We start from the raw sequence: 26,229 nt of genomic DNA, 5'->3' as shown, positions 1-26,229 counted from the left end.
GGCCGCGTCGGGCAGGCAGTAACATCTGGCCGACGAAAGGAATGCGCCCCATGTGGAAGCTGCACAACAACGGAGTCCTCGAACCAGACGCGGTCGTGAAGCCGACGGAGAGGCTGAGTTGGGGCCGCACCGTCGGGCTCGGCGCCCAGCACGTGGTGGCCATGTTCGGCGCCACCTTCGTCTTCCCACTGCTCATGGGCCTCAACCCCCAGCTCGCCGTCATGATGTCCGGCGTCGCGACGCTGGTGTTCCTGTTCGCCGTCAAGCACCGGGTGCCGAGCTACCTGGGTTCGTCGGCGTCCTTCGTGGGCGTGGCCACGGCCGTCTACACGGCCGGCGGTGATCCGGCGGACCTCACCGGCGCGCTGTTCGTCGTGGGGTTGACGCTCTTCATGGTGGGCCTCATCATCCACTTCGCGGGTGCCCGCATCATCCACACGGCCCTGCCTCCCGTGGTGACCGGCGCCGTGGTGATGCTCATCGGCTTCAACCTGGCCCCCGTCGTCGCCTCCGTGTACTGGCCCGTGGACCCCTGGCTGGCCTTCACCGTGATGCTCATCGTGATCGCGCTCAGCATCGGGCTGCGCGGCTTCATGGGTCGCATCGCCATCTTCCTGTCGCTGGTGGTGGGCTACCTCCTCAGCTGGGTGTTCGACCTGGTGTTCGGCCCGCTGCGGAAGGTGGCCGAGGACGGCACCGTCACCGAACAGCTGCGCGTGGACTGGTCCGCCGTCGCCAACGCCGACTGGTTCGGCCTGCCCCCCGTCACAGACCTGGCGAACTGGACCTACGGCGCCGCGGACAACGTGGTGGGCTTCCATCTCCCGAGCTTCTCGTTCGCTGCCATCATCGTGGCGCTCCCTGTGGTCATCGCGCTGATCGCCGAGAACACCGGCCACGTCAAGGCCGTCGCGGAGATGACCGGCGATGACCTGGATCCGGTCATGGGTCGGGCCATCGCCGCCGACGGCGCAGGGTCCATGATCGCGACCTTCGTGGGCGCCGGTCCCACCACGACCTACGCCGAGAACATCGGCGTGATGGCCGCCACCCGTGTGTACTCCACCGCCGCGTACATGGTGGCCGCGCTCGTGGCCATCCTCTTCGGCTTCTCGCCGAAGTTCGGCGCCGTGATCTCCGCCACCCCGGGGGCGGTGCTCGGCGGCATCACCGTGGTGCTCTACGGCATGATCGGCCTGCTCGGCGCGAAGATCTGGAAGGAGAACCGGGTGGACTTCGGCAACCCGCTCAACCTGATCCCGGCCGCGGCGGGCATCATCATCGGCGTCGGCAACGTGACCCTGCCCTTCGGCGGCGGATTCGACCTGGGCGGCATCGCGCTGGGCACCATCGTCACCATCGGCATCTACCACCTGGCCCGGCTCATCGCACCGCGCTCCATGCGCGAGGCGGCCGACGGCGCGTCGATCATCTACGACGCCCCCGGCATCTACGTCGACGAGGACGACGCCGCGCGCTGACCCGGTCCGGACGCCCCGCGGCGGGGTTGCCGCGGGGCGATACGGTGGGGCGCGTGGACCACCTGCAGAGCACCTTCCGCGACGCCATGGCGCGCGTGGCGGCGCCGGTCACCGTGATCACCACCGCCATCGAAGGCGTCCCGACGGGCACGACGGTCTCCGCGTTCGCGTCGCTGTCCATCGCGCCCCCGATGGTTCTGATGGCGTTGGACAACCGTGGGGGCATGATCGAACGGGTCCGGGCTTCCGGACGGATCGGGGTCAACGTACTGGCCGCCGAACAGGCCGACGTCGCGCTCAGGTTCGCGCGCCGCGACGTCGCGGACAGGTTCGCCGGCCTGTCCTGGCACGACGACCACGGCCTTCCCCACCTCGACGGCGTCGTGGCCTGGCTGCGCTGCGACGAACTGACGTTCGAGCCGGGTGGGGACCACACGATCATCCTCGGCACGGTGTCCGCGGCCGAAGTGGCCGGTGTCGCGTCCCTGGCGTACCACATGCGCCAGTTCCAGCCCCTCGCCCCCAGCCCGCACGCCGGAGGCTGACGGGTCAGTCGTCGGAGACGTCCCGCGCGTCACGGATGGGGGCGCTGTGCATGTCCGGCATGCCGTCCTGGTTCATGTCGCGGCTGCGCAGCTTGCGCGCGTCCCACCGCAGGGTGATCGCGGCGAGGACGGCGGCCAGGAACGAGGCGAGCAGGATGGCCAGCTTGGCCCCCGCGGTGTGCTCGGCATCCGGGAAGGACAGTTCCGCGATGAGCAACGAGACGGTGAAGCCGATGCCGGTGAGGAAGCCGATGGGGAGGAGGTCACGCAGGCCGATGCTGTCCGGCAGGCGCAGCGGGGTGAACCTCGTCACCAGGGCCGTGAAGCCGAGGACCCCCACCAGCTTGCCGAGGACGAGACCCAGCACGATGGCCAGCACCACGGGTTGCCCCAGCACGCTGGCGGGGCCGTCGCCGTCGACCATCGAGACACCGGCGGAGAAGAAGGCGAACAGCGGCAGCGCGATGCCCGAGGAGAACGGCCGGACGGCGTGCTCGTAACGGTGGGTGCGAGTCTCGGTCTCGCCGTGGATGGCGAGGGCGGGCACGACGAAGCCCAGCAGCACGCCGGCGATGGTGGCGTGCACACCTGAGGCGTGCATGAGCGCCCACGCGGCCAGGGCGAGCGCCAGGAGCAGCCATGGAGCCGGCCTGCGGCTGCGTACGACGTACGCGAACAGCGCGACGGCGACCAGCGACGCACCGAGCCAGAGCAGATCCAGCCCGGCGGTGTAGAACACCGCGATGATGACGATGGCCAGCAGGTCGTCGACGACGGCCAACGTCAGCAGGAAGGTGCGCAGCGCCCGGGGCAGGCCGCGGCCGAAGATGGCCAGCACGGCGATCGCGAAGGCGATATCCGTTGCTGTGGGGATGGCCCAGCCCTGCAGCGCGGTGCGGTCCCCCAGAAGAGTGACGACGGCGACGTAGATGAGCGCCGGCACCATCATGCCGCCGAGGGCGGCGAACACCGGCACCGCGGCCTCGCGGGGTCGCCGGAGGCTGCCCGCGACCATCTCGTGCTTCAGTTCGACGCCGACGATGAAGAAGAACACCGCCAGCAGGCCGTCCGCGGCCCACTTGGCGAGCGAGAGGTCCAGGTGGAGGGCCTCCGGCCCGATCACCGTCTCCGACAGCGCGGCGTAGCCCTCGTGCCACGGCGAGTTGGCCCAGACCAGGGCGATCACGGCGGCGATGAGGAGGAGAACCCCGCTGGTGGTCTCGAGCGTCACCCAGCGACGGAGGCGCTGGCGGCGGCCCAGCTCGGATGGAGTGGTCATGATGGTCCCTTCGGTCGATCTGACGACCGGCATGCCGGCCACGACGTCGACCAGGCTTCCCGACACTCCGGGGACCTAAGATACCCGACGATCCCGGCTCGGGCGGACGTGGGTGGTGTGCCGAGCCGGGAGCGCCTCTCGGCGCGGGGCCGCTCTCAGCGGCAAAGGTTGGAGCCCGGGGCTACCGCGGCTCGGCACGGGACCGAGGATACCCGGCGACACCGTCGGGGCAAAGACCCGTCACTCCAGCTCGCCGCGGCGCCACAACCGGGCGCTCGCCGCCAGATCCTCCGCCAGGCTCATCAGCCTGTCGGCGTGCACGTCGTCACTGGGCTGCAGGTTGCCGCGGCCGGCGGACACGACACGGGCGAAGGCGGCGGCCCGCTCCAAGGCCAGGCCGAGGTCACCGTCGAATACTCCCCTGAGGATGTCGTCGGCCACGCGGCGCACCTCGTCCGGGCCGGTGGGATCCGCCCCGGCGACGGCGTGGTTGGGCTCCGAAATGTGCACGCCCGCCGCGTACTCACGCGCCGCGTCGTGCGGGTGACGCTGAACCCATTCGCGCAGCACGTACAGGCGATACAGCACGCCGGGCAGCGACCGCGCGGGGCGCGAGGACCACAGGTCCGCCAGCGTGGTGATGCCCACCTCGTCGACGACGGTGATGAGGCGCGCGGTCACTGCCGCGTCGCGCCCGGTCCGGCCGGCCCCTACCAGCGCCGCAGCCGTCTCGTGCGCGGCGTGCAGGTCCGCGACGGGGTCCACGCCTTCGCCCATCTCGTCGATCACGGACGGCGCCCTCAGCGCGGGGCGGCGGGGCTTGCGGGGCTCGGACACGCCCTCCAGGCTACGCGACCCTGCGGGGGCGCCTGGCACTCTGGAGTGGTCCACACCGCCAGGAGCCCTCATGAACTGGATCCTCGACGCAGTCATCGTCGCCATGCTGGTCAGCTATGCGGTCCGCGGGTGGCGGGCGGGGCTGCTCGCGGGGGCCTTCTCGCTGGCGGGCACCGTCGTCGGCATCGTCGCGGGGTTGTGGGCGGGGCCGCAGGTGGTGGCCGCCGTCGGCTCGGCGTGGCCGATCCTGCTGCAGATGCTCGCCCTCATCACCTCCGCGATTCTCGGCGCTGCTCTGGGCGATGCGCTGATCGGGTCCATCGGCCGCCGCTTCCGCGGGGCACGGAGCCCGAACCCCGTCGATGCGCTCCTCGGAGCGGGCGGGGCGGTCCTGGTCTCCGCCCTGGTGATCGGCGTGCTGGCCGCCGCCATCAAGCCCATCGCACCGAGCGAGTGGGCCCGCACCATCGACGGGTCGAGGGCGTTGGGCGTGATCGGACGCGCCCTGCCGGCGGAGGCCGCGAGGCAGGCGTCGCGGCTCACGGACGTGCTCGATGCGGCCGGCTTCCCCCGCGTCTTCAGCGGCCTCTTCCCCGAGCCGGAGCTTCCCGTGCCCGACCCGGACGACGGCACCGCGGAGTCACGGGGGGTGCGGGGGGCGGCGGACAGCGTGGTGAGGATCGCGGCCGCGGTGCCCGAGTGTCGCGGCCCACTGGCCGCCAACACGGGCAGCGGGTGGGTCAGCGCACCGGAGCGGGTGGTCACCAACGCCCACGTGGTGGCCGGCTCCGACGACGTGGCCGTGCAGGTGGGGGGTCGGGAGCTCGCCGCCACGGTGGTGGCCTTCGATCCCGACCTCGACGTGGCCGTCCTCCACGTGCCGGGCCTGCGGGCCGAGCCGCTGCCACGGTCCGCGGCGCTGGCTTCATCGACGCCGGTCGCGGTGGCGGGCTACCCGGGAGGCGGGCCCTACACCGTCACGTCGGGGCGCGTCCGAGGCACCATCAACGCTCAGGGCGACGACATCTACGGCTCCACGGGCGTCACTCGCGAGGTCTACGCGCTGCGCGCGCACGCCGAGCCCGGCAACTCCGGCGGCCCCGTGCTGACGGAGGCGGGTGAGGTGGCGGGGACCGTCTTCGCCGTCTCGCTGGCCGACCCCGAGACCGCCTACGCCCTCACCAACTCCCAGACCACCGCCCTGATCGACGGCGCCGCCTCGGCCACGGGTGAGGTCAGCACTCAGGGCTGCGCAGCCTGAGCCGGGACGTGAAAAAGGCCGGTCCGTGGACCGGCCCTGGTGGAGCTAGGGGGATTCGAACCCCCGGCCTTCTCATTGCGAACGAGACGCGCTACCAACTGCGCCATAGCCCCAGAAGCATCGAAAGCCTAGCACCGTGCCGAGCCCGACTCCAAGTCAGGCCCGCGCCGCTACTCCCCGACGGCTTGGGGTCGAACGGTGGCCGCGGCCGGCGTCTCCGCCGGGTTGTCCGCGGTGGGGATGAGCGTCGAGCCGGTCACCGGCGCCGACAGGTCGATGGTGCGCACGGTGCGCGGCAGCAGGGGCTGCTGCACGTAGGTGGCGGGCGCGACCGGAATGGGGTCCCACAGGGCGCCCATGGTGGTGGGCATGGAGAGGTCGATGGAGATTTCGATGTTCTCGGTGGCCTCGCGGTCCGTCAGGTCGATCGTGACGGTGTCCTCGTCCTCGTCGAAGCCTGTCCGCACCGCTGCGGCGCGGGCGTCGAGGCTGCGCTGCATCGCGACGACGGAGAGGCGCGCCACTGCCATGAACGCCACCAGGAGCCCGCCGGGGATGAGCAGCGTCCACCAGCCGACGATGCCGAGGCCGGCCAGCACCGTCAACGTGACGAGCGCCAGTGCCAGCACGGCCATGGCGGCCAGCCGACGGCGCGCGGCCTGCCGCGCCACGAGGCGCAGTTCATTGAGTTCCGCACGGCGGGTGAGGGGTGTGGAGACCCGGGCGCCGTCGTCGGCCTCCACGTAGTCCACGACGTCGCGGCTGAGGATCCGCACCGAGTCCGAAAAGCGCTGGGTGGGGTCCCCGTCGAGGTCGCCGTCGACCTCCTGCGTGCTCAGGACCCAGGGCAACCCGAGTGCCAGACCGACGAGGACGACGATGGCGATGAGGATTCCGGCGAGCACGTGGCCTACGTTAAACAACAACCGTGTGATTTGCGTCCCTGGCTGCGGCGAGTCGGCAGGATCGCTGGTCAGGAACTTGTCGCGGGCGGCGTCACTCCTCGTCGAACAGCCACACCTTGACGGCCTCGCCCGCCTTGACCTGGTCCACGTGCTCGTCGAGGACGATGAGGGCGTTGGAGTGGGCCAGCTCCCCCAGCGCGTACGGCTCGGAGACCTGCGCGACGTGGCGGATGCTGCCCTCGGTGGTGACGCGTCCGCGCAGCAGGTGCATCTGGCCGCGGTGCGAGCGGAGGCCGACGGAGGCGAGGGCCCGCACGGCGCGGTGCTCGGTCCGGGTCCCCATGAGCTGACGGATCAGCGGGCGGGCGAAGACGTGGAACGACACGTAGGCGCTGACCGGGTTGCCGGGCAGCATGAGCATGGGCACCCGGTCCTCCCCGACCAGTCCGAACGTCTGGGTGCGGCCCGGGGACATGGCCACGTTGACCGTGTCCACCAGCCCCAGATCGCTCATGACGGCGGCCACCGCCTCGTAGTCCTCTCGGCGGCCGCCGGTGGTGGAGATCACAAGGTCCGCGCGGATCAGCTGGTCCGTGACCGCCTCCATGATGGCCTCGCGGTCGTTGGAGTGCACGGCGACCCGGAACACCGTCGCCCCGGCACGCTTGGCGGCGGCGGCGATCATGAAGGAGTTCGCGTCGGTGACCTCGCCGTGCTGGACGCTGCTGGTGGGGTCGATGAGGTGCTCGCCGGAGCTGACCACCACCACGCGCGGCCGCGGCCGGACCATGACCTTGTCGATGCCGGCGCTGGCCAGCAGCCCCATGCCCCGATCGTCGAGCACGTCACCCTCACTCAGCAACCGGGTGCCGAGGCGCAGATGCTCCCCCGCCGCGCGCACGTACTCGCCGTCGCTCACGCGTTCGATCAGGCGGACCCGCCCGTGCTCGAGGGTGCCGAAGGTGGCGGGGAGGACGGCGTTGGCACCGCGGGGCAGTACCTCACCCGGAGCGACGGCGGCCGCGGCGCCCTCGGGCAGCCGCTCAACGCCGAGGTCCACGATCTCCAGAGGCTCGGCCAGGTGGCCGTCGTCGTCTGTCAGATCCTTGGCGCGCACCGCGTAGCCGGGGACCTTGGCGGTGCTGTTGGGCGGTACGGCGATCATCGAGTCGATGTCCTCGCACATCACCTGGTCCAGCGCCTCGAGCAGGGCCATGCCGAACGGCCGCAACGGCTCGACGAGGCTGAGCAGGTACCCGGTGTGATCCGCGACACTGCGCAGCCCGGCAGCGTCCAGGGCCGGCGGCTCCGGAAGACGTGGCTCCTCCACCACCACGTCCTCGCCGACGACGGGCTCCTGCTTCTTCCGCGCAAACCAAGCCATGGTGCCTACGATAGGCCAATGACCCTCTCCGCCCGGAAGGACGCGCTGCGGGCCCGGATCTCGGCGGAGCGCGCCCGCGTGACATCCGGGCAATGGGTGGTTGACAACGCCGCCCGCACCCGGCACGCGCTGGCCCTGGCCGACGGGCTCCCCGTCGGGACGGCCGCCGTCTACGCCGCCCGACGGGGAGAACCCGGCACCTCTGACCTCATCGACGCGCTGGCGGACCGCGGCTGGAGACTGCTGCTCCCGAAGCTGGTCCGGCAGGTGGCGTGGGCGGAGTTCGACGGGTGGGAGGCCACGACGGCGGGCTGGGGCGGCATCCCGCATCCCAACGGCCCGGCCCTTCCGCCGGAGGTCCTGGCCGAAGCTCGGCTCATCGTCGTGCCGTGCCTGGCCGTGGGCCGCGACGGGTCGAGGCTCGGCACCGGCGGCGGCTGGTACGACCGGGCGCTCACGCACCGGGGGGCCCGGTCCACGGTGATCGCGCTCGCCCGGGAGGCCGAGGTGCTCGACGACATGGCACCGCTCACGCTCCCCCACGACCGTCCGGTGGACGGCTACGTCACCGAACTCGTTTCGGTCCTCCTGCCGCTCTGAACTACCATGGGTGGAGTCGTCTCCCACCGAGGAACCCTGTATGCCCACTTACCAGTACCGTTGCACCGATTGCGGCACCGATCACGAGGCCGTGCAGAAGTTCACCGACCCCGCGCTGACGGACTGCCCGCAGTGCGACGGCGACCTGCGTAAGGTGTTCAGCGCGGTGGGCGTGGTGTTCAAGGGATCGGGCTTCTACGCCACCGACTCCCGCTCCGCCAAGACCGCGGCCACCGCGGCCAAGCCCGCCGCGAAGAGCGAGCCGGCCAAGGCGGGGGCCGCACCCAAGGCGGAGGCCAAGTCGGCCTGATCCCGGCGCGACCGTCCTGTGGACAACGGGACATCGAAGGCCCCGCGCACGATCAAGGGGCATGAGACGCATCCTTACGCGCGTCGCGGCGTTCGTGTCCTGGCACCGTCGCGCCGTCGCTGCCCTGCTGGCCGCCCTCTCCGTCCTGCTCGTCGCCACCTGGTTGCAGGAGCCCGACGGTCCCACGGTGCGGGCTGCGGTGACCGCGGCGGGACTGCCGGCCGGGCACCAGATCGCCTCCACCGACGTGGCCCTCAGGGACCTCCCCGCCCATCTCGCGCCCTCAGGTGATCCGCCGGGCCTCGACGACGTGGTGGGCCAGGTGACGGCCGTGGGCCTCGCGGCCGGAACCGTCCTCCAGCCCGGGCTCCTGGCCACCGGTCAGAGCATGGCCGCTGGGCGCGCCGTCGTGCCGATCGCCCTTCCCGACGATCAACTCCGGTCCCTCCTCCGCCCGGGGGACGCGGTCACGCTCGTGGTCACCGCGTCGGAGTCTGCGGAGGTGTTGACCCGGGACGCGAGGGTGGCGGCGCTGCCGTCGCCGCCCGGAGGCTCGGCGCTGGCCGTGGCCGGTGTCGGCTCGGACGGACTCGTCCTGGTGGACGTTCCCGCTGAGGAGGCCCCCGCGGTCGCGGCGTTGGGGCAGACCGGGCAGCTCAGCGTGATCCTCGGCGTGGCCTGACACCCTCCGGTTGACGCGTCCGTCGACCCCGGATAGCGTCTCGTTGGGCTCACCGCCCCCGGTCCGGATGGCGCCCTGCCGTCCCACTGGGCCACCCCGTCGGTCAATTCTCTGTCGACGGGACATCTCCGCCCTCCGGCGGAACACACAAGGAGACCGAACCCCATGAAGGGCTTCAAGGAATTCATCCTGCGCGGCAACCTCATCGAGCTGGCCGTCGCGTTCGTCGTCGGCGCCTCGTTCGCCACCGTCGTCACCGCGTTCACCACCATGTTCATGGACGTGCTGGGCAAGCTCGGCGGCACCCCGGACTTCTCGGCGTGGAAGCCGGGCGGCGTCTCGGTTGGCGTCTTCCTCACCGCGCTCGTCGCATTCGTCATCGTGGCCGCCGTCGTGTACTTCGGCGTTGTGCTGCCCTACGCCAAGGCCAAGGAGCGCTTCGCCAGGACCGAGGCCGAGGCCCCGGCGCTCACCAAGTCCGAGGCGCTGCTCGAGGAGATCCGCGACGCGCTGACCACCAACCGCGTCTGAGCTGACAGACCTCTCACAGGGGCGTCACCCTCTAGGGGGGTGGCGCCCCTGTGGCGTTCCCGGCCTCACCAGTGCGGCGGCCGGTCCGCGGCGAGCCGGAGTTCGTCGCGGTCCAGCGGCCGCGTCCCCTGAGGCGCAGGAGTGGCCCCCGTGAGGCCCAACGCCTCCCGAGCCTCAGCGAGGGCGGCGTCGAAGCGGGCGAACCCGAGGGCGCGGCGCACCTCCAGCGGCACCGCGAAGGGCCAGGGTTCACGGGCCCGCTGGCGCTGCGCGCGCAGGGCGGCCAGCGCCCCGGCGTCGAAGCCCAGCCCGGCGAGCTCGTCGACCAGCGCCGACGGGGTACTCACGTCAAGCCGCCGGCCGGTCAGCGCCAGACCCAACGCGACCGCGAGGTCCGCGTCAGCCACCGAGCATGGCGCCGTCGGGGACGCTCTGCGCAGACCCCTCATCGGCCAACTCTGCGGCACCGACGACGCTGACCCCGGCGCCGAACGTCCAATCCCCCTCCACCTTCAGCGACGTGGCCCGGCGCAGCGAGGGCGCCACGGGGATGCGGGCGAGGAACTTGCCCACCTTCTTGTAGAACCGCGGGTCGAGGCTGATCTCCGGGGACGCGGTCGTGGTGGCGACGAGGCGCCCCTCGTCGGTGAGGTCGTAGACGTCCGAGCGGAGGAGGAGCAACTCGTTGGTGGTCTTGACGGGGAGGAAGCGGTCGCGGCCCACACAGATGGCGGTGGCTCCCTCGAACACCTCGATGGCCGCGCCCATGGCCGACTCCACCTGGATCACCGGCGTCGAGTCGCCGTCGGACGGGTCCACCGTCTTCTCGTTGCGGATGAGCGGCAGCCCGAGCACGGAGTTGCGTTCGGTGAGAGTGTCGCGGAGAACCTGGAGGTCGAACCACAGGTTGTTGGTGTGGAAGAACGGGTGGCGGTGCTCGTCTGTGAAGAAGTCCATCTCCTCCGGGGCCGTCTGCGCCGTGTCGCGGAGGATCAGCTGGCCGTCGGACCTGCGGACTGCCAGGTGGCCGCCCTTCTTGTCGTTGATGGTGCGGCGGCACACCTCGGCAGCGTACGGGGCACCGGACCGGGCGAACCACCCGGCGATGGTGGCGTTGGGCGCCGCGCCGAGGTTGTCTCCGTTGGAGACGCACGCGTAGCGGAAGCCGTGCTCGAGCAGCTGGTCCAGCACGCCTGAGCCCTCGAGTGCGGGGTAGAGATCCCCGTGTCCGGGCGGGCACCACTCCAGCGTGGGGTCGGCCGGCCACTCGACGGGGGTGAGATCGTCCGCGCGGAGCTTGGGCTCCTGGTTCTGCATGAAGCTGAGCGGCAGATCCTCGACGGGGAGTTCCGGGTACCGCTCCAGATGGGCAAGCGTGTCCGCCTCGGTGCGGAACGAGTTCATGAGCAGCAGGGGAAGGCGGGCGTCGTAGCGGTCCCGGGCCGCCAGCACCTGCTGGGCGAGGAGGTCCAGGAAGGTGAGCCCGTCGCGGACCTCAAGCAGAGTCTTGGCCTGGTCCAGCCCCATCGAGGTGCCGAGGCCACCGTTGAGCTTGATGATCACGGTCTTCCCGATGGCGTCGCGCGCCTCCGCCTCCGTGATGTCCACATCGGCCAGCATCGGCGGATCCAGCAGCGGATCGATGGTGTCCTCGCGGATCACGCCCGTGGCGCCCGATTCGAGGAGCTCGTAGAAACGGGAGAAGACCTCGATGGCGGGGGCCGCGACCCCGGCGTCGATCATCTTCTGGCGGGCGGCGTTGAGGCCGGCTTCAGACACGGCTGTTTCCCTTCGTTGCGGTTCCAGACCGATCCTAGGCCACCCGCTTCAGGACACCTCGACGATGCCATGGGCACCGCGCTCCGCGTCGACCATGACATGGCTGACCACCGGGTAGCGGCCCGGCTCCGGGAATTCGAGCTCCACGAACCCGCCCTCGGCCGCCCCGAGCGCGAGCGTCTGGGCGCCGCCACCGGTGCCGCCGAACGGGTCGAGGCCCTCCTTGAGCAGGTAGCCGCCCTCGCGGTAGACGGTGTCGAACTGCGCGCCCACGATGTGGAAGCTGGTGGAGCGGTTGGGGCCGGCGTCGAGCACCCAGAAGCGGACCCGCTCCCCCACCCGCGCGACGAACGGCCGCTGGTCGTACTGGTTGGCCACCCCGTTGAACACCACGCGGTCGGGCTGCTCCGCCGTCACCGCGTCCGCGTCGACGTCCGTCGCAGCCTCCGCGGTGGCGCCGTCGTCGGCGAGGAACACCTCGGACTGGACGACGACGTACTCGCGGTCCACCTCCGGCAGGCCTGCCGCGGGCTCGATGATGACCGCCCCGTGCATCCCGGCGGCGATGTGCGCGCTCATCGGCATCGTGGAGCAGTGGTACATCCACACCCCCGCGCGCTGGGCCGTGAAGCGGTAAGTGAGCCGCTCCCCGGGCGCGATGGTGCGCATCGGCCCCTCGGGGTTGAGCGCGCTGGCGTGGAAGTCGATGGAGTGCCCCATGGAGCCGTCGTTGATCAGCGTGATCTCGAAGGTGTCGCCGACGCGGCCGCGGAGGGTCGGTCCGACGCTCCCGCCGTTGAAGGTCCAGCGTCGCTGCCACACCCCCGGCGCCACCTCGAGCGGCACCTCGGTGACGCGAAACTCGTAGCGTCGCACCGTCTCGTCGGTCAGGGGTGGTGCCACCGGGTCGACGACGGCGCTCAGCTCCGCGTCCGTGTCACCCGCCACGGGCCTGTGCCCGTGCTCCGGTTCGCCCGCGGCATCGGAGCCGGCGGCCGGCGCGCCTGCCACCACCACCTCGAACGTCATGCCCATCTGCCGGTGACCCACGACGGTGCACCAGCCCGCCATACTCTGCCCGACCACGCCCAGGTCCAGCTCCGCGCTCTCCCCTGGCGCCAGCCGGGGGGTGCGGAGGGTGCCGATCAGGAGGTCGTGCACGGTGGTGGGATCCTCGTTGACCAGCTCGATGATCACCCGGTCCCCCGGCCGGGCCTCCACGCGGTCGGGCACGAACCGCATGCCGCGGGCCGCCACCTCCACCCTGACGGTGTCGCCCGTGGCCGACACGGACGAGGCCGGGGCGGTGGTCGACGCCAGGCCGGCCGCCGCCGGATCGAGGCCCACGCCGACGCTGAGCGCGATGGCCAGCGCCGCCACGCCCGCCACGAGGCCGTCCCCGGTGAAGACGCTTCGCCGTTCCGTCATCTCGGCCGCCGGCTCGCCGGCCATGGCCCGGCGGCGCTCCGCCACGGACGCCCGGATCCCCCGGATCATGAGCGGAAGGAACGTTGCCAGCGCGGCGAGGACCAGCACCGAGACGGTCACCTTGACCCAGCTGGGCAAGGGCGCCACCCACGCGAGCAGCCCGCCGTTGATCACGACGAGCCGCACGGTCGCGAACCGGTCGAACTCGGCGGCCCCCGCCCGGACCACGCGGGGGCCTCCCCCGATCACCGAGGGCAGGAGGTAGGACAGGGCCCCGGTCACGAGCTGCAGCAGGAAGCCCACCACCCACAGCGACGCCAGCATGGGGTAGCCGGAGGCCAGTTCCACGTCGTCGGAGCGCCCGATGTGCACGGCGGTGGCGAGGATCGCCACGCAGCCCCAGACGGCCCCGGCAAGGATCGACGCGGCGGCGAATTCGCGCGGCGGCTTCGCCCGCAAGGGCCGCACCAGACACCGCCCCCACCACACCAGCGCGGCCGAATAGGCCACCAGTCCGGCCACCGCCAGCGGTCGCACGCCCACCAGCGAGCCCGCCACCACCACGGCGATCGCCGTGAGCAGCGCGGGCAGCGCCTGCCTGGCCAGCCGCTCGGCGCGGTCGTCCATGCGGGTGCGCAGCACCGTGGGCCAGAACGTGACGAACGTGCCCACCACTGTCAGCCCGATCCAGCCGAGCAGCATCGTCATGGTGTGGGCCACCAGCAGGGCGGCGTGCCAGCGGTCGTCCAGGCCCCACGCGAGCGCCGCGCCGAACCCGGCACCGACCGGGAGGCAGGCCGCAGCCGCGACGTAGTACCTGATGCAGACCCGGAACCGCCCCGGCAGGGCGCGCCGGAGGTCACGCACCAGGACGGCCCCGTGCCACAGCACCGCCGCGGACACGACGGTGGCGCCGGCCGCGGCCAGCCACCACTGCGCCGTCGGGACGCCGACGAAGACCAGAAGCGACCCGAGCCCCAGCACGGCGAGGCGCACGTCCGCCCTGCGGCGGGTGGCGTCGTCGTCGCGTGTCTTGAGCAGTGCGGCCGTGAAGTGCGCGCTCCACACCATCACCGAGTGGGTCAGCGCGCCGAGCGCGACGAGATGGACCAACAGCCAGGTGGATTCAGGGATCCAGCGATGCGCCACGGCCACCACCACGGCGGCCACCAGCCACAGGACCAGCGCGTAGTCGCGAAGCGACCGTCGGCGCCTCACCCGCGCACCGCCGACGCGACGACGGTGAGCGCGAAGACCAGCAACGCAGCAACGGTCACGATTCCTCCGGTTCGATACAGGTCACCCACGGCGAGGAGGTCGCCGAGGATGCGGGCCGTCATGCCCACGTGCAGCAGCCCGAGCGGGAGCCACATGGACGGCCGGTACGGCAGGGGGCGGCCGATGACGGCCGGGAAGATGGTGGGCGCGTGGGCCATGATCATAGACACACCGAAGCCGAGGAACACGCCGTGGATGGTGGCGTCGTAGTGGCCGTGGGCGGCGGGTTGTCCGACGACGGCCCACACCGCGCCCGCCACCGCGAGCCAGAGGTTGCCCGCGAGGAGAGCGGCGGCGTTGAATCGGCGGAAGCCGGCGGCGCGGATCATGCGCCGGCCCACGTCGTCGCGGATCAGCCACGCGGCGATGAGGACGCACCCCACCCCAAGTACGCGGAAGCCCACGGCGGGCAGCGCGGCCGCGACGGCTGCGCCGAGCGCGACCACCGTCGCCAGGGCAAGGAGGGTCGGCACCGCGCGGGCGCCCATGATGAGCTGCGCCAGCTCGGCGCGCTCGGCCGCGATCGTGATCACGACGAAGGCGGCCAGGAGTGGGAGCGCGGCCGTGACGTCGGCGGCGAGGAGGGCCGCTGCGGCGAGCGGCACGAAGAGCGCGCCCAGCGCCTGCGCCGCCACCAAGGGGAGCGGGGCACGGAACCACAGCGCCACCGCCACCGCGAGGAACGCGACCCCACCGTCGAGCAGGAGCAGCCCGCCGAGCATGGGCGGGGCGCCGAGGATCAGCGCCAGTGATCCCGTGGCCAGCAGGGCAGGCGCCAGGTAGGCGACGGGCCGGCGGAGCGCCTGCGCCCGCTCCAGGGAGATGAGAGTGCCCATGAAACCCAGCGTCATCGCCGGACCGTGGAGGTCGGCGAGCCGGTCCGAGGCCACCGGCGCCCACAGGCCCAACCGGAGAAGGGCCGCGTCGAGGCCCGTCAGCAGCGACACCCCGGCCAGCGCGACGAGGGCGACGCGGAGCCGGAGTGTCGCGGCGGGGGCGTCAGTGGTGGTGCGCGGTGCCGGAGGCGTGATCGTGCTCATGGGTCCTGCCGTCGATCTCGGTCCACTCGTCGCCGTCGAGGCCGAGGGCCGCGGCGGGGAAGAGCCCGTTGTCCTCCTTGTCGATGTGGTCCCGCAGGGCCACCTCGAAGGAGTCCATCAGCGAATGGTCACCCGCCGCGATCGCAGCCAGGAGTTCGTCGAGGGAGCGGTGCTCGCCGCACAGCGTGGTCACGTGGTCGGCGAACTCGTCGCGGCGCTTCATGACGGAGAACAGGCCCACCTCCTCGGACTGCGTGTGCGGCCCGAGCAGGAGAGCGAGGTCGCGGGCGCGCCCCGGCACGTCACCTCCGTCGACGACGGCGCGGCGCAGCTGGCCGCACGCGTTGACGATGGTGACGTGCTCGGCCATGAACCGGCCGATCACCGTGATCGAGTCGCACCCGCAGTAGCTGCACATCAGACGCGTGCCAGCTTCAGCTTCCAGGCCTCGGGCCCCTCCTCCACGTAGCTGACCTCGATGGCGTCGCCGTGGCGCTCCGAGATCTGCCGCAGGAGCGGGACGGGGTTGTGGGGGGCCACCAGCACGAACGCGGCGCCCGGCTGCAGCCCGTCGACGACTCCGTGGATGGCCGCGTGCCGGACGGCGTGAGGGATCACGCGCGCGTCGAGCTCGGGGAGGGACTCGTCATGACCGCCGCAACCGCAGCCTGACTTCGGGGTGAGGGAGATCTCTGTCATGCGCCACAGATTACTACAAGTAGTTTGTATCAAATCTCCGGGGTCCGGGATGTCCCGGCCGTCAGTCGTCGAGAAGCCTGCAGCCCGACCGGTACCGGTCCACCACCACATCTACGAGCCCGGGATGGGCGCCGATCGGCTCGGCGAGCAGGTCTCCGCCCGCGCGGGCGAGCCTGCGCTGGAAGAACCCGTGCCCGATGAGGTACGAGGCCAGGGCCACCGGGCGATTCCCCCGGGCGGCGGTCACCGCGTCGGACACCGTCGGCTCGGCCTTCGCCAGGAAGCCCACCGTCACCGGCCCAGCCCAGCGCTCCTGCACACCGCGCGCCACGCCGCGACCCACGTCTGCCGCCTCCGGGCGCGACGACCCGGCGACTCCCACCACCACCGCGGCATCCTCCGGTACGCCGGCCTCCAGGAGCCGGTCCACGAGTGCGGCCTCCAGCCGGGGGTCCGGGCCGAGCGGGCCTGTGGAGACCACCTGTCCGGGATGCGAGGCGATCGCGTTGCGCACGTCCACCTCCGTGTGGAAGCCGAGGGTGAGCAGCACCGGGACCACGACGACGGTCTCCCCGCGGGCGACGAGTCGGTCGACGACGACGTCCAGCTTGGGCTCCTGTACGTCGACGTAGGCGGCCTCCACGGTCACATCCTGCAGCCGCTCCGCCACCGCCGCCGCGATGGCCAGCACGGCCGCCTGGCCGTCCGGGTCGTCGGTGCCGTGCGCGCAGACGACGAGGGCCGGTCTCATGCGCTGACCTCCAGGCGGTATCCGCGCCGTGGCACCGTGCGCACGAGCGAGCGGTCCCCCATGCTATCCCGGAGGCGTGCCACCGCGACCTCCGCTGCGTGCGGGTCGTTGGAGCATCCCGGTAGCACGGCCAGGATGTCCTCGCGCGAGACCACCCCACCCCCGGCTTCGACGAGGGCGCGCAGCACGGCGAACTGCACCTGGCTGAGCGGCAGGGCCTTCCCGTCCAGGCTCGCGGCGGACCGCCGCAACCACAGCACACCCGCCGGCGTGGCCACCTCGGCCACGCCGCGCGCGGACAGCGCCGCGGTGAGCTCCCGCACCAGCGCGCCCAGCCGGAACCGGTCCGGGATCAGCGGGGTGAGGCCCAGCTCGATGAGGGGCGCCGCGGTGACCGGCCCCACGGTCGCGGGCAGGACGGGCCCGGCCATCGCCTTGATGGCCGCGTCCCTCAACCCCTCCCGCTCGCAGGCGGCGAGGAACTCCACCACGCCGTGCGCGGACGTGAAGGCCACCGCGTCGACCTCGGCGGCCGCCACCAGTCCGACGGCGCGGCTCACGGCCTCGGGGTCCGGGGAGGGTCCCCAGCGGTACACCACCAGCGACGTGACGCGGGCGCCCAGCTCGACGAGGAGCTCGTCGATGCCGTCGCTGCCCGCGCCGTGGTGCTGCACGGCCACGTGCAGGCCCGCGACCCCCTCGGTCTCGAAGAGCTCTTTGATCTCGGCCGCCGTCTCCGAGTCCGCCACCCAGTCGGCCGTCAGGCCGGCGCCGTGGACCGCGCCCTGCGCCTTCGGGCCGCGCGCGATGATCCGGGCTCCCCTCAACACCTCCAGCAGCTCACCGGCAGACCCTGCGGCGTCCGCGGCCTCCATCCAGCCGCGGAACCCCACGCCTGTGGTGGCCACCACCGCGTCCGGGGGATCGGCGATCAGCGCTCTGGTGTGTGCGATCAGCAGCTCATCGTCGGCGTGCGGCACGATCGAGAGGATGGGGGCCCGGATGATCTCCACCCCGCGGCGCTCCAGCGCCGAGGCCAGTTCGGAGGCGCGCCGCTTCGCGGTCAGCACGACGCGGCAGCCGGCGAGCGAGTGCGCGCCGGCTGCCGCGGTGGAACCGTCGGCGGTCACCGTCGCGTCCATTCAGCCCGCCCTGGCCAGGCCCTCGGCGGGCCGACGCAGCGGCGCCTCCTCTGTGACCTGCGACCCGACGAACACCCGTCCGTCGAGCACCGCCACGGCCCACGTGCCGAGCGCCTTCGCGGGGTCCGACAGGCACACGCCTGTGCGGAGGTCGAAGGCCTGCTTGTACATGGGAGAGAAGAGTACGGGCACGTCCTCCCCGTCCACCAGGGACGAGCCCACGAGCCCACGGGCCATGACGTTGGCCCGGGCGAAGGGGTCCCACATGCCGACGGCGACGACGCGGTCGTCGTGGAGCCGGACGATGGCCACCTGCCGGCCGTCGATCAGTGCGGCTACGGGCCGTTCCGGCAGCAGGTCGTCAAGGCGGCAGACGGGTTCGGCGGTGGTGATCATCGCGCTCCTCCAATGGGGATGGTGGGTCCGGCGACCAGGACCGGCCGCCGCTCGGAATCGACCAGCTCGACGCCGGAGGTGCGGTCCGCGTCCGTGGCGGGACGGACCTGTCCACGCTCCCCCACGTACTGAAGGTTGTCGTCGACGGCGTCGGCCGCGTTGACGAAGCCCGCGAACCGGGCCAGCTTGACCGGGTCCTCCAGCACGTCGCGCCACTCGTCGCGGTAGCCGTCGACGTGGCCGGCCATGGCGACGTCGAGGTCCGCGGCGATGCCGAGGGAGTCCTCCATGATCACCTTCCGGACGTGATCCAGGCCGCCCTCGATCGACTCCAGCCAGACCGCCGTGCGCTGAAGGCGGTCGGCGGTGCGCACGTAGTACATGAGGAAGCGGTCGATGGTGCGCACGAGCTCCTCGGTGGTGAGGTCCTCGGCCAGGAGGACGGCGTGACGGGGGGTGAAGCCGCCGTTGCCGCCCACGTAGACGTTCCAGCCCTTGTCCGTGGCGATGATGCCGACGTCCTTGCCGCGGGCCTCGGCGCATTCGCGGGCACAGCCGGAGACGCCGAGCTTGAGCTTGTGCGGCGAGCGGAGGCCGCGGTAGCGCAGCTCCAGGTCGATCGCCAGGCCGACGGAGTCCTGGACGCCGTAGCGGCACCAGGTGGACCCGACGCAGGACTTCACGGTGCGCAGCGACTTGCCGTAGGCGTGGCCTGACTCGAACCCGGCGTCGACGAGGCGCCGCCAGATGTCGGGCAGCTGATCGATCCGTGCGCCGAACATGTCGATGCGCTGGCCGCCGGTGATCTTGGTGTAGAGCCCGAAGTCGCGGGCGATCTGGCCGATCACGATGAGCCCGTCCGGGGTGATCTCGCCGCCGGGCACGCGGGGCACGACGGAGTAGGTGCCGTCCTTCTGGATGTTGGCCAGCACGTGGTCGTTGGTGTCCTGGATGGCGGCCTGTTCGCCGGCGAGGATGTGTCCGTTGCCGAGGCTGGCGAGGATCGAGGCGACGACGGGCTTGCAGATGTCGCACCCGCGGCCGCGGCCGTGCCGGCCGATGATCTCGGAGAAGGTGGTGAGCCCGGTGATCCGGACCACGTCGAACAGCTGGGCCCGGGAGAGCTCGAAGTGCTCGCACAGGGCGTTGCTGACGACCGTGCCGGATTTCTCGAGCTCCGCGACCATCAGCTTGCGGACCAGCGGCAGGCAGGAGCCGCAGCTGGTGCCGGCCTTGGTGCAGGCCTTGACGCCGGCGAGGTCGGTGCAGCCGCCCTCAGTGACGGAGCAGCGGATGGCACCGGCGGTCACGTTGTTGCAGGAGCAGACGGGGGCGTCGTCGGGCAGCTCGCCCTGGACCGGGGCGCCCTCCGCGCCGGCGGGCACGAGGTAGGCGGCGGGGTCCACCCCGAGCGGCCGGCCCAGCAGGGGCCTGAGGCCGGCGTAGGCCGAGGCGTCGCCCACCAGGATGCCGCCGAGCAGGGTGCGGGCGTCGTCGGACAGGACCAGCTTCTTGTACACGCCGGCGATCGGGTCGGTGTAGACCACCGACAGGGCGCCCTCGGTGGCGCCGAAGGCGTCGCCGAAGCTGGCCACGTCGACGCCGAGGAGCTTCAGCTTGGTGGAGAGGTCGCCGCCGGTGAAGGTGCCGGAGCGGCCGAGCATCTGGTCGACCGCCACCTCCGCCATGGTGTAGCCGGGGCCGACGAGGCCCCAGACGCGGCCCTGGATGCAGGCCACCTCGCCGATGGCGAAGATGTCAGGGTCGGCGGTGCGGCAGGTGTCGTCGACGACGATGCCACCGCGCTCCCCCACCTCGAGGCCGGCGTCGCGGGCGAGTTCGTCGCGGGGGCGGACGCCGGTGGCGAAGATCACCACGTCCACGGCGATGGAGGTGCCGTCGTTGAAGACCATCTTCTCGACGGCGATCCGGCCCTTGATGGCCGAGGTGGCGGTGCCGACGCGGACGTCGACGTCCATGGCCTCGATGAGGCGTTTGAGCGACTCGCCGCCGCCCTCGTCCACCTGCAGGGGCATCAGCCTGGGGGCGAACTCGACCACGGTGGTGTCGGCGCCGAGCTTCCGCAGCGCGCCAGCGGCCTCGAGGCCCAGCAGGCCGCCGCCGATGACGGCGCCGCGGACGCGACGCTTCGGGTTGCGTTCCTGCAGCGTCTCGACGTAGCCGCGCAGGGCGGCCACGTCGTCGATGGTGCGGTACACGAAGCAGCCGGGCAGCTCACGGCCGGGAACAGGCGGCATGAACGCGTAGGAGCCGGTGGCCAGCACCAGGGAGTCGTAGGCGTGCGACATGCCGTTCTCGGTGATGACGGTGTGCGCCGCGGGGTCCACGGAGACCACCTTGGCGCCGCGCCGCAGCTTGACGTTCGGGTCCTGCCAGAGGTGCGCCTCGCCGAGGTTGAGCAGCTCGGGGTCGCGGTTCTCGAAGTAGCTGGTCAGCGCCACCCGGTCGTAGGGGGGACGGGGCTCCTCGGCCAGGACGGTCACGCGCCACTCGCCGGCCTCGTCGCGCGAACGCAGGGCCTCGACGAATCGGTGGGCGACCATGCCACCTCCGACCACCACACACAGCTTGCTCATATCGGCCTCCAGGGGTCTAGTCGGTTGGGCTCCTTGGTATCTACGACGCTAGGCGGCGCAGTTTCCGGGGCGGGATCATTCACGTTTCGGGTGTGAAACAAGCCACTCACGCGACGGTGACCCGCTCGAGTGAGGTTCGCGGAGTGCCGGCGGCGCCGAGGGCGGCGACCAGGCTGCAGACGTCGGCCGTGCAGCTTCCGCAGCCGGTGGAGGCGCGGGTCGCCGTCGCCACGGCCTCGGGGGTGTCGGCGCCGGCTTTAACTGCATCGGTGATGGCCGCCTTGGTCACGGCGTTGCAGCGGCACACGATCGCGGCGTCCGGCAGGTCGGCCACAGACATCGACGGCGCCGCGCCGGCGAGCGGGCGGGCCAGCAGGGCGGCCGGGTCGTCGGGGACGGGTGTGCGGGAGTCGAACGCCACCGTCAGGTCGGCCGCGACCTGGGGATCGCCGACGCAGGTGGCGCCCACCAGGAGTCCGTCCGCGACGGCCACCCGCACCCGGCGGCGGCCCACCGGATCGGTGAGGGACAGCACCCGCGGCGCGCCGGGCGCGAACTCGTCGGCCGGGAACTCCCCCATGGTGACCGCCTCGAGGCCCTCGGCCTTGACCCGGAACACGCCGGAGTCGGCGCCGAGCACGGGCCGGGGTCCGGACCGGCCGCTGATCTTCTCGGCCAGGTGGTGCGCGAGGACGCGCGCCTGCTCCCAGCCCGGGCCCACCAGCCCGGGGCAGCCGCGGGGGGGGCGGGCGCAGTCGCCGATGGCGTAGATGGCCGGGTCGTCGGTGCGGCACGTGTCGCTCACGAGGATGCCGTTTCGCACCCACAGGTCGGCGGCCTCCGCCAGGCGGGTCCGGGGCCTGACCCCGATCGCGACGAGCAGGAGGTCGGCGGGGATGTGCCTGCCGCTGGTCAGCCTGACGGAGGTGAGGGCGCCGTCACGGCGACGCTCCACCCCGGCGACGCGCACGTCGACGAGGATGGTGATCCCGCGGTCCGTCAGCCCTGCGCGGACGACGGCGCCGCTCGCGGGATCGAACTGGCGGTCCAGCGGCGCCGAGCCGCGGTGCACGATGGTGGCGTCGCTGCCGGCCTCGGCGAGCGCGACGGCGGCCTCGATGCCGAGGACGCCTCCCCCCATGACCACGACCCTGGCGCCGGCGGCCGCGGCCGAGCGGACCCGGTCCGCGTCGTCCCAGGTGCGCAGCGCGGCCACTCCCGGCATGGGGGTGCCGTCGGCGCGGACCACGCCGTCGACGGTCGGGAACACCGGCTCCGCGCCGGTGGCCAGCACGAGCGTGTCGAAGGGGTGCTCCTCCCCCGTGGAGTCGACGACCGTGCGGTTGCGGCGGTCGATCCCGGTGGCCTTGCGGCCGCGCAGCATCCGCACACCACGGCTCTCGGGCAGCGTGAGCCCGGGCAGGTCGGCCCGGCCCATGATCACGTCGGGCAGGAGGATCCGGTTGTAGGCGGCGTGCCCCTCCTCGCCCAGGACGGTGACCTCGACGTCGTTGAGGCGGTGGGAGGCCAGGTCGGCGAGGAAGCGGTGCCCCACCATGCCGTGACCCACGACCACGATCCGGTGACTCATGCCGCCGCTCCGATCCGTGTCAGCCGCACGGCCGCGACCTTCAGCTCGGGCATGCCCGAGATGGGGTCTGTGGCGGCGTTGGTGACCCGGTTGACCGCGCCGGCGTCCGGGTAGTGGAAGGGCATGAAGACCGTGTCGTGCCGGATGCCCTCGGTGAGCCGGGCCACCGCCTCGCAGCTACCCCGGCGGGAGTGGACGGCCACCTTGTCCCCCGCCGCGACACCGAGCCGCTGGGCCAGGAGCGGGTGCATCTCGACGTAGGCCTCCGGCTCGACGTTGTTGAGCGCGGGGACGCGGCGCGTCTGCGCGCCGGACTGGTAGTGCTGGAGGACCCGGCCGGTGACGAGGTAGAGCGGCAGCTCGGGGGTGAGCGTGTCGTCGGGAGGCGTCTCGTCCACGGGGTGGAGGACCGCGCGCCCGTCAGGAGTCTCGAAGCGGTCGAGGAAAACCCGGGGGGTGCCGGGATGTTCGGGGGCAGGGCAGGGCCAGTAGAGCGCGTCGCCGTCGCGAAGCCGCTGGTGGCTGAAGCCGGCGTAGTCGGCCACGCCGCCCGCGCTGGCCCGGGCCAGTTCGTCGAACACGACCGCGGGATCGGCGCTGAACGGGATGGGGCTTCCCAGACGCTCAGCCAGGTCGCTCCACACCTCCAGTTCGGTCCGCACGCCGACGGGGGGCAGGGCGGCGCGGGCGCGCAACAACAGGCGACCCTCGAGGTTGGTCATGGTTCCGGTCTCCTCCGCCCATTGGGTGACGGGGAGGACCACGTCGGCCATGGCCGCGGTCTCGGACAGGAAGAAGTCGGCCACCACGAGGAGGTCGAGTGCCTGGATCCGCTCGGTGAGGCGCAGGACGTCGGGCAGGCTGACCACCGGGTTGGACCCGTGGATGAGCATCGCCCGCGGTCCGCCGGGGGTGGCGAGCGACTCGAACAGCGCGACGGCCGGCTTCCCGGGCCCCGGTAGTGAGTCCGGGTCCACTCCCCAGACGGCGGCGACGTGCGCGCGGGCGTCTGGGTCGGTGATCGAGCGGTACCCGGGCAGCTGGTCTGCCTTGAGCCCGTGCTCGCGGCCGCCCTGGCCGTTGCCCTGGCCGGTGAGGCAGCCGTATCCGGACCCCACCCTCCCGGGGAGCCCCAGGCAGAGGGCGAGGTTCACGGCGGCGGTGACGGTGTCGGTGCCGTGGGCGTGCTGCTCGGCCCCGCGGCCCGTGAGCACGTAGGCGCCCCGTCCCCCGCGCGCGGGGCTGGCTGCGGCGAGGAGGCGCGCCGCGCGCCGCAGTTCGGTGACGGGCACGCCGGTCACGCGCTCCACCCGTTCCGGCCACCACGCAGCGAGGCTGGCGCGCAGGTCGTCGACGCCGTTGGTGCGCTCGGCGAGGTAGGCCTGGTCGACGAGGCCCTCGGTCCACAGGATCTGGGTGAGGCCGAGGAGCAGAACCAGGTCCGTGCCGGGCAGCGGGCTGAGGTGGAGGCCGCGGCCGTCGCCGGTGAGGGCCGCCGTCGGCGTGCGGCGAGGGTCCACGACGATCAGCCCGCCGGCCTCCTGCGCCCCGGACAGGTGGGTGCAGAAGGGCGGCATCGTCTCGGCCGGGTTGGACCCGACGAGCAGGATCGCGCCCGCGCCGTCGAGATCGGTCAGCGGGAACGGCAGACCGCGGTCGAGCCCGAAAGCCCGGCGGCCGCCCGCCGCCGCCGACGACATGCAGAAGCGTCCGTTGTAGTCGATGTTGGGGGTCCGCAGCGCCACCCGGGCGAACTTCCCGAGCTGGTAGGCCTTCTCGTTGGTGAGCCCACCGCCTCCGAAGACAGCCACCGACTCCGGGCCGTGCTCGGCCCGCAGCCGCAGCAGCGTGTCGGCGACGAGAGCGAGCGCGGTGTCCCAGTCGGTCGCGACGAGTTCCCCGTCGCGCCGCACCAGCGGGGAGGTGAGCCGGTCCGGCGCCGTCAGCACCTCGGCCGACGTCCACCCCTTCTGGCACAGGCGGCCCCGGTTGGTGGGAAACTCCAGCGGGGTGACCGCCGGCGTTGCACCGACGGTCGCCCCTGGCGCCACGGCCATCGCGCACTGGAGGGCGCAGTAGGGGCAATGGGTGGCGGTCATGATCAGACCTTCAGTGTCGCGAGGGGCGAGGTCCGCCGCAGGTAGACGAACCAGGTGACCCCGAGCATGAGGAGATAGACCCCCACCATCACCCAGAGCGCCGGCTGGAGGCCGCCCGTGACGGTCCGCGAAAGCGCGAAGCCCTGCGGGATGAGGAACCCGCCGAAGGCGCCCACCGCACCGGCGATGCCGATGCACCCGGCCGCCGCGCGACCAGCCGCGACGAGCGAGGCCGGATCGCTGCCCGACGTGCCGGAGAAGACGGCCGGGATCATCCGGTACACCGAGCCGTTGCCGATGCCGGTGAACACGAACAGCCACAGGAAGGAGAGGAAGAAGACCGGGAACGACTGCGCCTGCAGGCCCATGATGGCCCCCACCGCCCCCACGGCCATGGCCGCGAAGGAGACGCAGGTGACGAGCGCGCCGCCGATGCGGTCGGACAGGTAGCCGCCGAAGGGGCGGGCGAGTGAGCCGACAAGGGCGCCCATGAAGGCCAGCGAGAGCGTCACCGTCGGGAAGAGGTTCCTCAGGAGCGTCGGGAAGGTGGCGGAGTAGCCGATGAACGAGCCGAACGTGCCGATGTAGATGAACGAGATGATCCACGTGTGGGGGTGGCGCAGCGCGGCCGCGTAGGCGCGGGGATCGGACTTCGCATTGGACAGGTTGTCCATGCCCCGCCACGCCAGCACGGCGGCCAGCAGTGCCAGGGGGATGAACATCAGGCCGGCCCGGTCCAGGCTGAGCCCCGCACCCAGGGTGATCACGATCGGCACCGCCAACTGCACCGCAGCGGTGCCGAGGTTGCCGCCGGCGGCGTTGAGGCCCAAGGCGGCGCCCTTCTCCTTCGCGGGGAAGAAGAACGAGATGTTGGCCATCGACGAGGCGAAGTTGCCGCCGCCCACGCCCGCCAGCGTGGCGATTCCCACCAGCGCGATGAAGGGCAGATCCGGATGGTTGACCGCCCACGCCAACGCCCCGGCCGGAAGGAGGAGCAGCATCGCCGATACCACCGTCCAGTTGCGGCCGCCGAAGCGCGGGACCGCGAAGGTGTACGGCAGGCGGAGGGTCGCGCCGACGAGCGCCGGCGTCGAGACCAGCCAGAACATCTCGTTGATGCTCAGGTTGAATCCCACCCCGTTGAGCTGCGGCACGACGATGCTCCAGAGCGCCCACACCGCGAACCCGAGGAACTCGGCGAAGATGGACAGCCAGAGGTTTCGGCGGGCGATGGGCCGGCCCACGCTCCCCCACTGGTGGGGGTTCTCCGGATCCCAGCCGTCGATCCAGCGGCCGGGACGGCGCGTAAGCCCGCTTGTGAGGGCGTCGAGGGCCAGGTCGGGCTCGCTCGACGGGTGGATGCGAGTGGTGGTCATGGTGTCGCTCCTTCGGCTCTTTCTCGGTCACGGGCTGTGGTGAGCGACGCTGCTCGAGTACGAACCTAAGTTCCCGGTGTGTCGACCGATCACCCGCCGGGTAACGGAGGTGTCACTTCTTCCTCACGCCCGCCGTCGGCCGGCTGTGAGGGCGAGGGCGACTTGAGCCGGACACGGCTTTCGATGGAGGTCGGTGAGCCTACGACGAGCATCGACGCCCGGATCGCCGGATTTGATC

At 72.1% G+C, this 26,229-nt stretch carries 24 protein-coding genes and 1 tRNA gene; 7 read left to right on the top strand and 18 right to left on the bottom strand.

All coding sequences use genetic code 11. The features are described from left to right. The first annotated feature begins 50 nt into the window (after nucleotides 1-50). Together ACX1D0_RS00465 and ACX1D0_RS00460 are read left to right on the top strand one after the other, a co-directional pair. Nucleotides 51-1,481, top strand: coding sequence for a uracil-xanthine permease family protein (locus tag ACX1D0_RS00465; protein WP_459018959.1), 1,431 nt, complete (start codon nucleotides 51-53; stop codon nucleotides 1,479-1,481). Nucleotides 1,482-1,534: 53 nt separating this feature from the next. Further along, nucleotides 1,535-2,026 (top strand): flavin reductase family protein, encoded by a 492-nt coding sequence (locus ACX1D0_RS00460; protein ID WP_459018958.1) that lies wholly within the window; start codon nucleotides 1,535-1,537, stop codon nucleotides 2,024-2,026. 4 nt (nucleotides 2,027-2,030) lie between these two features. Here the strand turns inward: ACX1D0_RS00460 and nhaA are convergent, their stop codons facing one another. Continuing rightward, on the bottom strand, nucleotides 2,031-3,305 hold the full coding sequence (gene nhaA, locus ACX1D0_RS00455) for a Na+/H+ antiporter NhaA (RefSeq protein WP_459018957.1): 1,275 nt from the start codon (nucleotides 3,303-3,305) through the stop codon (nucleotides 2,031-2,033). A gap of 240 nt (nucleotides 3,306-3,545) precedes the next feature. Beyond that, complete coding sequence (locus ACX1D0_RS00450) at nucleotides 3,546-4,142, bottom strand: hypothetical protein (RefSeq protein WP_459018956.1); 597 nt, start codon at nucleotides 4,140-4,142, stop codon at nucleotides 3,546-3,548. Between the two features lie 70 nt (nucleotides 4,143-4,212). Here ACX1D0_RS00450 and ACX1D0_RS00445 point away from each other — a divergent pair, with 70 nt between their 5' ends. Then, nucleotides 4,213-5,403, top strand: coding sequence for a MarP family serine protease (locus ACX1D0_RS00445; protein ID WP_459018955.1), 1,191 nt, complete (start codon nucleotides 4,213-4,215; stop codon nucleotides 5,401-5,403). 37 nt (nucleotides 5,404-5,440) lie between these two features. Here ACX1D0_RS00445 and ACX1D0_RS00440 read toward each other — a convergent pair. The 3 genes from ACX1D0_RS00440 to ACX1D0_RS00430 all read right to left on the bottom strand — a co-directional run bounded on the left by ACX1D0_RS00440 (nucleotide 5,441) and on the right by ACX1D0_RS00430 (nucleotide 7,692). Beyond that, nucleotides 5,441-5,516, bottom strand: a tRNA-Ala gene (locus tag ACX1D0_RS00440). Nucleotides 5,517-5,573: 57 nt separating this feature from the next. Then, complete coding sequence (locus ACX1D0_RS00435) at nucleotides 5,574-6,308, bottom strand: hypothetical protein (RefSeq protein WP_459018954.1); 735 nt, start codon at nucleotides 6,306-6,308, stop codon at nucleotides 5,574-5,576. A 91-nt stretch (nucleotides 6,309-6,399) separates the two neighbouring features. After that, nucleotides 6,400-7,692 (bottom strand): molybdopterin molybdotransferase MoeA, encoded by a 1,293-nt coding sequence (locus ACX1D0_RS00430; protein WP_459018953.1) that lies wholly within the window; start codon nucleotides 7,690-7,692, stop codon nucleotides 6,400-6,402. 18 nt (nucleotides 7,693-7,710) lie between these two features. Between ACX1D0_RS00430 and ACX1D0_RS00425 the strand changes: the two genes are divergently transcribed. From ACX1D0_RS00425 to mscL, 4 genes are all read left to right on the top strand, one after another. Continuing rightward, complete coding sequence (locus ACX1D0_RS00425) at nucleotides 7,711-8,292, top strand: 5-formyltetrahydrofolate cyclo-ligase (protein WP_459018952.1); 582 nt, start codon at nucleotides 7,711-7,713, stop codon at nucleotides 8,290-8,292. Nucleotides 8,293-8,332: 40 nt separating this feature from the next. Further along, complete coding sequence (locus ACX1D0_RS00420; RefSeq protein ID WP_459018951.1) at nucleotides 8,333-8,602, top strand: FmdB family zinc ribbon protein; 270 nt, start codon at nucleotides 8,333-8,335, stop codon at nucleotides 8,600-8,602. Between the two features lie 61 nt (nucleotides 8,603-8,663). Beyond that, on the top strand, nucleotides 8,664-9,284 hold the full coding sequence (locus ACX1D0_RS00415; RefSeq protein WP_459018950.1) for an SAF domain-containing protein: 621 nt from the start codon (nucleotides 8,664-8,666) through the stop codon (nucleotides 9,282-9,284). Between the two features lie 165 nt (nucleotides 9,285-9,449). After that, complete coding sequence (gene mscL / locus ACX1D0_RS00410) at nucleotides 9,450-9,815, top strand: large conductance mechanosensitive channel protein MscL (RefSeq protein ID WP_459018949.1); 366 nt, start codon at nucleotides 9,450-9,452, stop codon at nucleotides 9,813-9,815. 65 nt (nucleotides 9,816-9,880) lie between these two features. On the opposite strand, the gene ACX1D0_RS00405 is transcribed toward mscL, so the two are convergent. The 13 genes from ACX1D0_RS00405 to ACX1D0_RS00345 form a co-directional block, all read right to left on the bottom strand. Continuing rightward, on the bottom strand, nucleotides 9,881-10,222 hold the full coding sequence (locus ACX1D0_RS00405; RefSeq protein WP_459018948.1) for a hypothetical protein: 342 nt from the start codon (nucleotides 10,220-10,222) through the stop codon (nucleotides 9,881-9,883). Then, complete coding sequence (locus tag ACX1D0_RS00400) at nucleotides 10,215-11,594, bottom strand: UTP--glucose-1-phosphate uridylyltransferase (RefSeq protein ID WP_459018947.1); 1,380 nt, start codon at nucleotides 11,592-11,594, stop codon at nucleotides 10,215-10,217. Before ACX1D0_RS00400 ends, ACX1D0_RS00405 begins: the two co-directional genes overlap by 8 nt. A gap of 48 nt (nucleotides 11,595-11,642) precedes the next feature. Beyond that, entirely contained in the window at nucleotides 11,643-14,240 is a 2,598-nt protein-coding gene (locus ACX1D0_RS00395) for a multicopper oxidase domain-containing protein (protein WP_459018946.1), read from the bottom strand. Continuing rightward, entirely contained in the window at nucleotides 14,237-15,340 is a 1,104-nt protein-coding gene (locus tag ACX1D0_RS00390; protein WP_459018945.1) for a DUF8744 domain-containing protein, read from the bottom strand. Before ACX1D0_RS00390 ends, ACX1D0_RS00395 begins: the two co-directional genes overlap by 4 nt. Further along, nucleotides 15,300-15,758 (bottom strand): hemerythrin domain-containing protein, encoded by a 459-nt coding sequence (locus tag ACX1D0_RS00385; protein ID WP_459018944.1) that lies wholly within the window; start codon nucleotides 15,756-15,758, stop codon nucleotides 15,300-15,302. Before ACX1D0_RS00385 ends, ACX1D0_RS00390 begins: the two co-directional genes overlap by 41 nt. Continuing rightward, on the bottom strand, nucleotides 15,758-16,039 hold the full coding sequence (locus ACX1D0_RS00380; protein WP_459018943.1) for a DUF2249 domain-containing protein: 282 nt from the start codon (nucleotides 16,037-16,039) through the stop codon (nucleotides 15,758-15,760). The genes ACX1D0_RS00385 and ACX1D0_RS00380 overlap by 1 nt, the downstream gene beginning before the upstream one ends. Nucleotides 16,040-16,100: 61 nt before the next feature. After that, nucleotides 16,101-16,790 carry a sirohydrochlorin chelatase gene (locus ACX1D0_RS00375; protein WP_459018942.1) on the bottom strand — a complete coding sequence of 230 codons (690 nt, stop codon included), beginning with the start codon at nucleotides 16,788-16,790 and terminating at the stop codon, nucleotides 16,101-16,103. Then, a complete protein-coding gene (locus tag ACX1D0_RS00370; protein WP_459018941.1) occupies nucleotides 16,787-17,932 on the bottom strand; it encodes a uroporphyrinogen-III synthase in 1,146 nt (381 codons plus the stop codon). Before ACX1D0_RS00370 ends, ACX1D0_RS00375 begins: the two co-directional genes overlap by 4 nt. Next, nucleotides 17,933-18,328, bottom strand: coding sequence for a nitrite reductase small subunit NirD (gene nirD, locus ACX1D0_RS00365; protein ID WP_459018940.1), 396 nt, complete (start codon nucleotides 18,326-18,328; stop codon nucleotides 17,933-17,935). Continuing rightward, nucleotides 18,325-20,925, bottom strand: a complete 2,601-nt coding sequence (gene nirB, locus ACX1D0_RS00360) for a nitrite reductase large subunit NirB (protein WP_459018939.1) — start codon at nucleotides 20,923-20,925, stop codon at nucleotides 18,325-18,327. Before nirB ends, nirD begins: the two co-directional genes overlap by 4 nt. A 106-nt stretch (nucleotides 20,926-21,031) precedes the next feature. After that, complete coding sequence (locus ACX1D0_RS00355) at nucleotides 21,032-22,516, bottom strand: FAD-dependent oxidoreductase (RefSeq protein ID WP_459018938.1); 1,485 nt, start codon at nucleotides 22,514-22,516, stop codon at nucleotides 21,032-21,034. Next, nucleotides 22,513-24,615 (bottom strand): molybdopterin oxidoreductase family protein, encoded by a 2,103-nt coding sequence (locus ACX1D0_RS00350; RefSeq protein WP_459018937.1) that lies wholly within the window; start codon nucleotides 24,613-24,615, stop codon nucleotides 22,513-22,515. The genes ACX1D0_RS00355 and ACX1D0_RS00350 overlap by 4 nt, the downstream gene beginning before the upstream one ends. A gap of 2 nt (nucleotides 24,616-24,617) precedes the next feature. Continuing rightward, nucleotides 24,618-25,991, bottom strand: a complete 1,374-nt coding sequence (locus ACX1D0_RS00345; protein ID WP_459018936.1) for an MFS transporter — start codon at nucleotides 25,989-25,991, stop codon at nucleotides 24,618-24,620. Between the last annotated feature and the right edge of the window lie 238 nt (nucleotides 25,992-26,229).

Source organism: Tessaracoccus pujii (assembly GCF_054483895.1).
The sequence above is the reverse complement of the archived record's forward strand: the minus strand, read 5'-3'. Positions and strand labels throughout refer to the sequence as shown.

What these genes read in the sequence shown, in the direction of transcription:
- ACX1D0_RS00345 (WP_459018936.1), bottom strand. Translation starts at nt 25,991, where the DNA reads ATGACCACCACTCGCATCCACCCGTCGAGCGAGCCCGACCTGGCCCTC.
- ACX1D0_RS00430 (WP_459018953.1), bottom strand. Translation starts at nt 7,692, where the DNA reads ATGGCTTGGTTTGCGCGGAAGAAGCAGGAGCCCGTCGTCGGCGAGGAC.
- ACX1D0_RS00420 (WP_459018951.1), top strand. Translation starts at nt 8,333, where the DNA reads ATGCCCACTTACCAGTACCGTTGCACCGATTGCGGCACCGATCACGAG.
- ACX1D0_RS00380 (WP_459018943.1), bottom strand. Translation starts at nt 16,039, where the DNA reads ATGACAGAGATCTCCCTCACCCCGAAGTCAGGCTGCGGTTGCGGCGGT.
- nhaA (WP_459018957.1), bottom strand. Translation starts at nt 3,305, where the DNA reads ATGACCACTCCATCCGAGCTGGGCCGCCGCCAGCGCCTCCGTCGCTGG.
- ACX1D0_RS00390 (WP_459018945.1), bottom strand. Translation starts at nt 15,340, where the DNA reads ATGAGCACGATCACGCCTCCGGCACCGCGCACCACCACTGACGCCCCC.
- ACX1D0_RS00465 (WP_459018959.1), top strand. Translation starts at nt 51, where the DNA reads ATGTGGAAGCTGCACAACAACGGAGTCCTCGAACCAGACGCGGTCGTG.
- ACX1D0_RS00445 (WP_459018955.1), top strand. Translation starts at nt 4,213, where the DNA reads ATGAACTGGATCCTCGACGCAGTCATCGTCGCCATGCTGGTCAGCTAT.
- ACX1D0_RS00355 (WP_459018938.1), bottom strand. Translation starts at nt 22,516, where the DNA reads ATGAGTCACCGGATCGTGGTCGTGGGTCACGGCATGGTGGGGCACCGC.
- ACX1D0_RS00350 (WP_459018937.1), bottom strand. Translation starts at nt 24,615, where the DNA reads ATGACCGCCACCCATTGCCCCTACTGCGCCCTCCAGTGCGCGATGGCC.
- nirB (WP_459018939.1), bottom strand. Translation starts at nt 20,925, where the DNA reads ATGAGCAAGCTGTGTGTGGTGGTCGGAGGTGGCATGGTCGCCCACCGA.
- ACX1D0_RS00425 (WP_459018952.1), top strand. Translation starts at nt 7,711, where the DNA reads ATGACCCTCTCCGCCCGGAAGGACGCGCTGCGGGCCCGGATCTCGGCG.
- nirD (WP_459018940.1), bottom strand. Translation starts at nt 18,328, where the DNA reads ATGATCACCACCGCCGAACCCGTCTGCCGCCTTGACGACCTGCTGCCG.
- ACX1D0_RS00385 (WP_459018944.1), bottom strand. Translation starts at nt 15,758, where the DNA reads ATGTGCAGCTACTGCGGGTGCGACTCGATCACGGTGATCGGCCGGTTC.
- ACX1D0_RS00375 (WP_459018942.1), bottom strand. Translation starts at nt 16,790, where the DNA reads ATGAGACCGGCCCTCGTCGTCTGCGCGCACGGCACCGACGACCCGGAC.
- mscL (WP_459018949.1), top strand. Translation starts at nt 9,450, where the DNA reads ATGAAGGGCTTCAAGGAATTCATCCTGCGCGGCAACCTCATCGAGCTG.
- ACX1D0_RS00370 (WP_459018941.1), bottom strand. Translation starts at nt 17,932, where the DNA reads ATGGACGCGACGGTGACCGCCGACGGTTCCACCGCGGCAGCCGGCGCG.
- ACX1D0_RS00415 (WP_459018950.1), top strand. Translation starts at nt 8,664, where the DNA reads ATGAGACGCATCCTTACGCGCGTCGCGGCGTTCGTGTCCTGGCACCGT.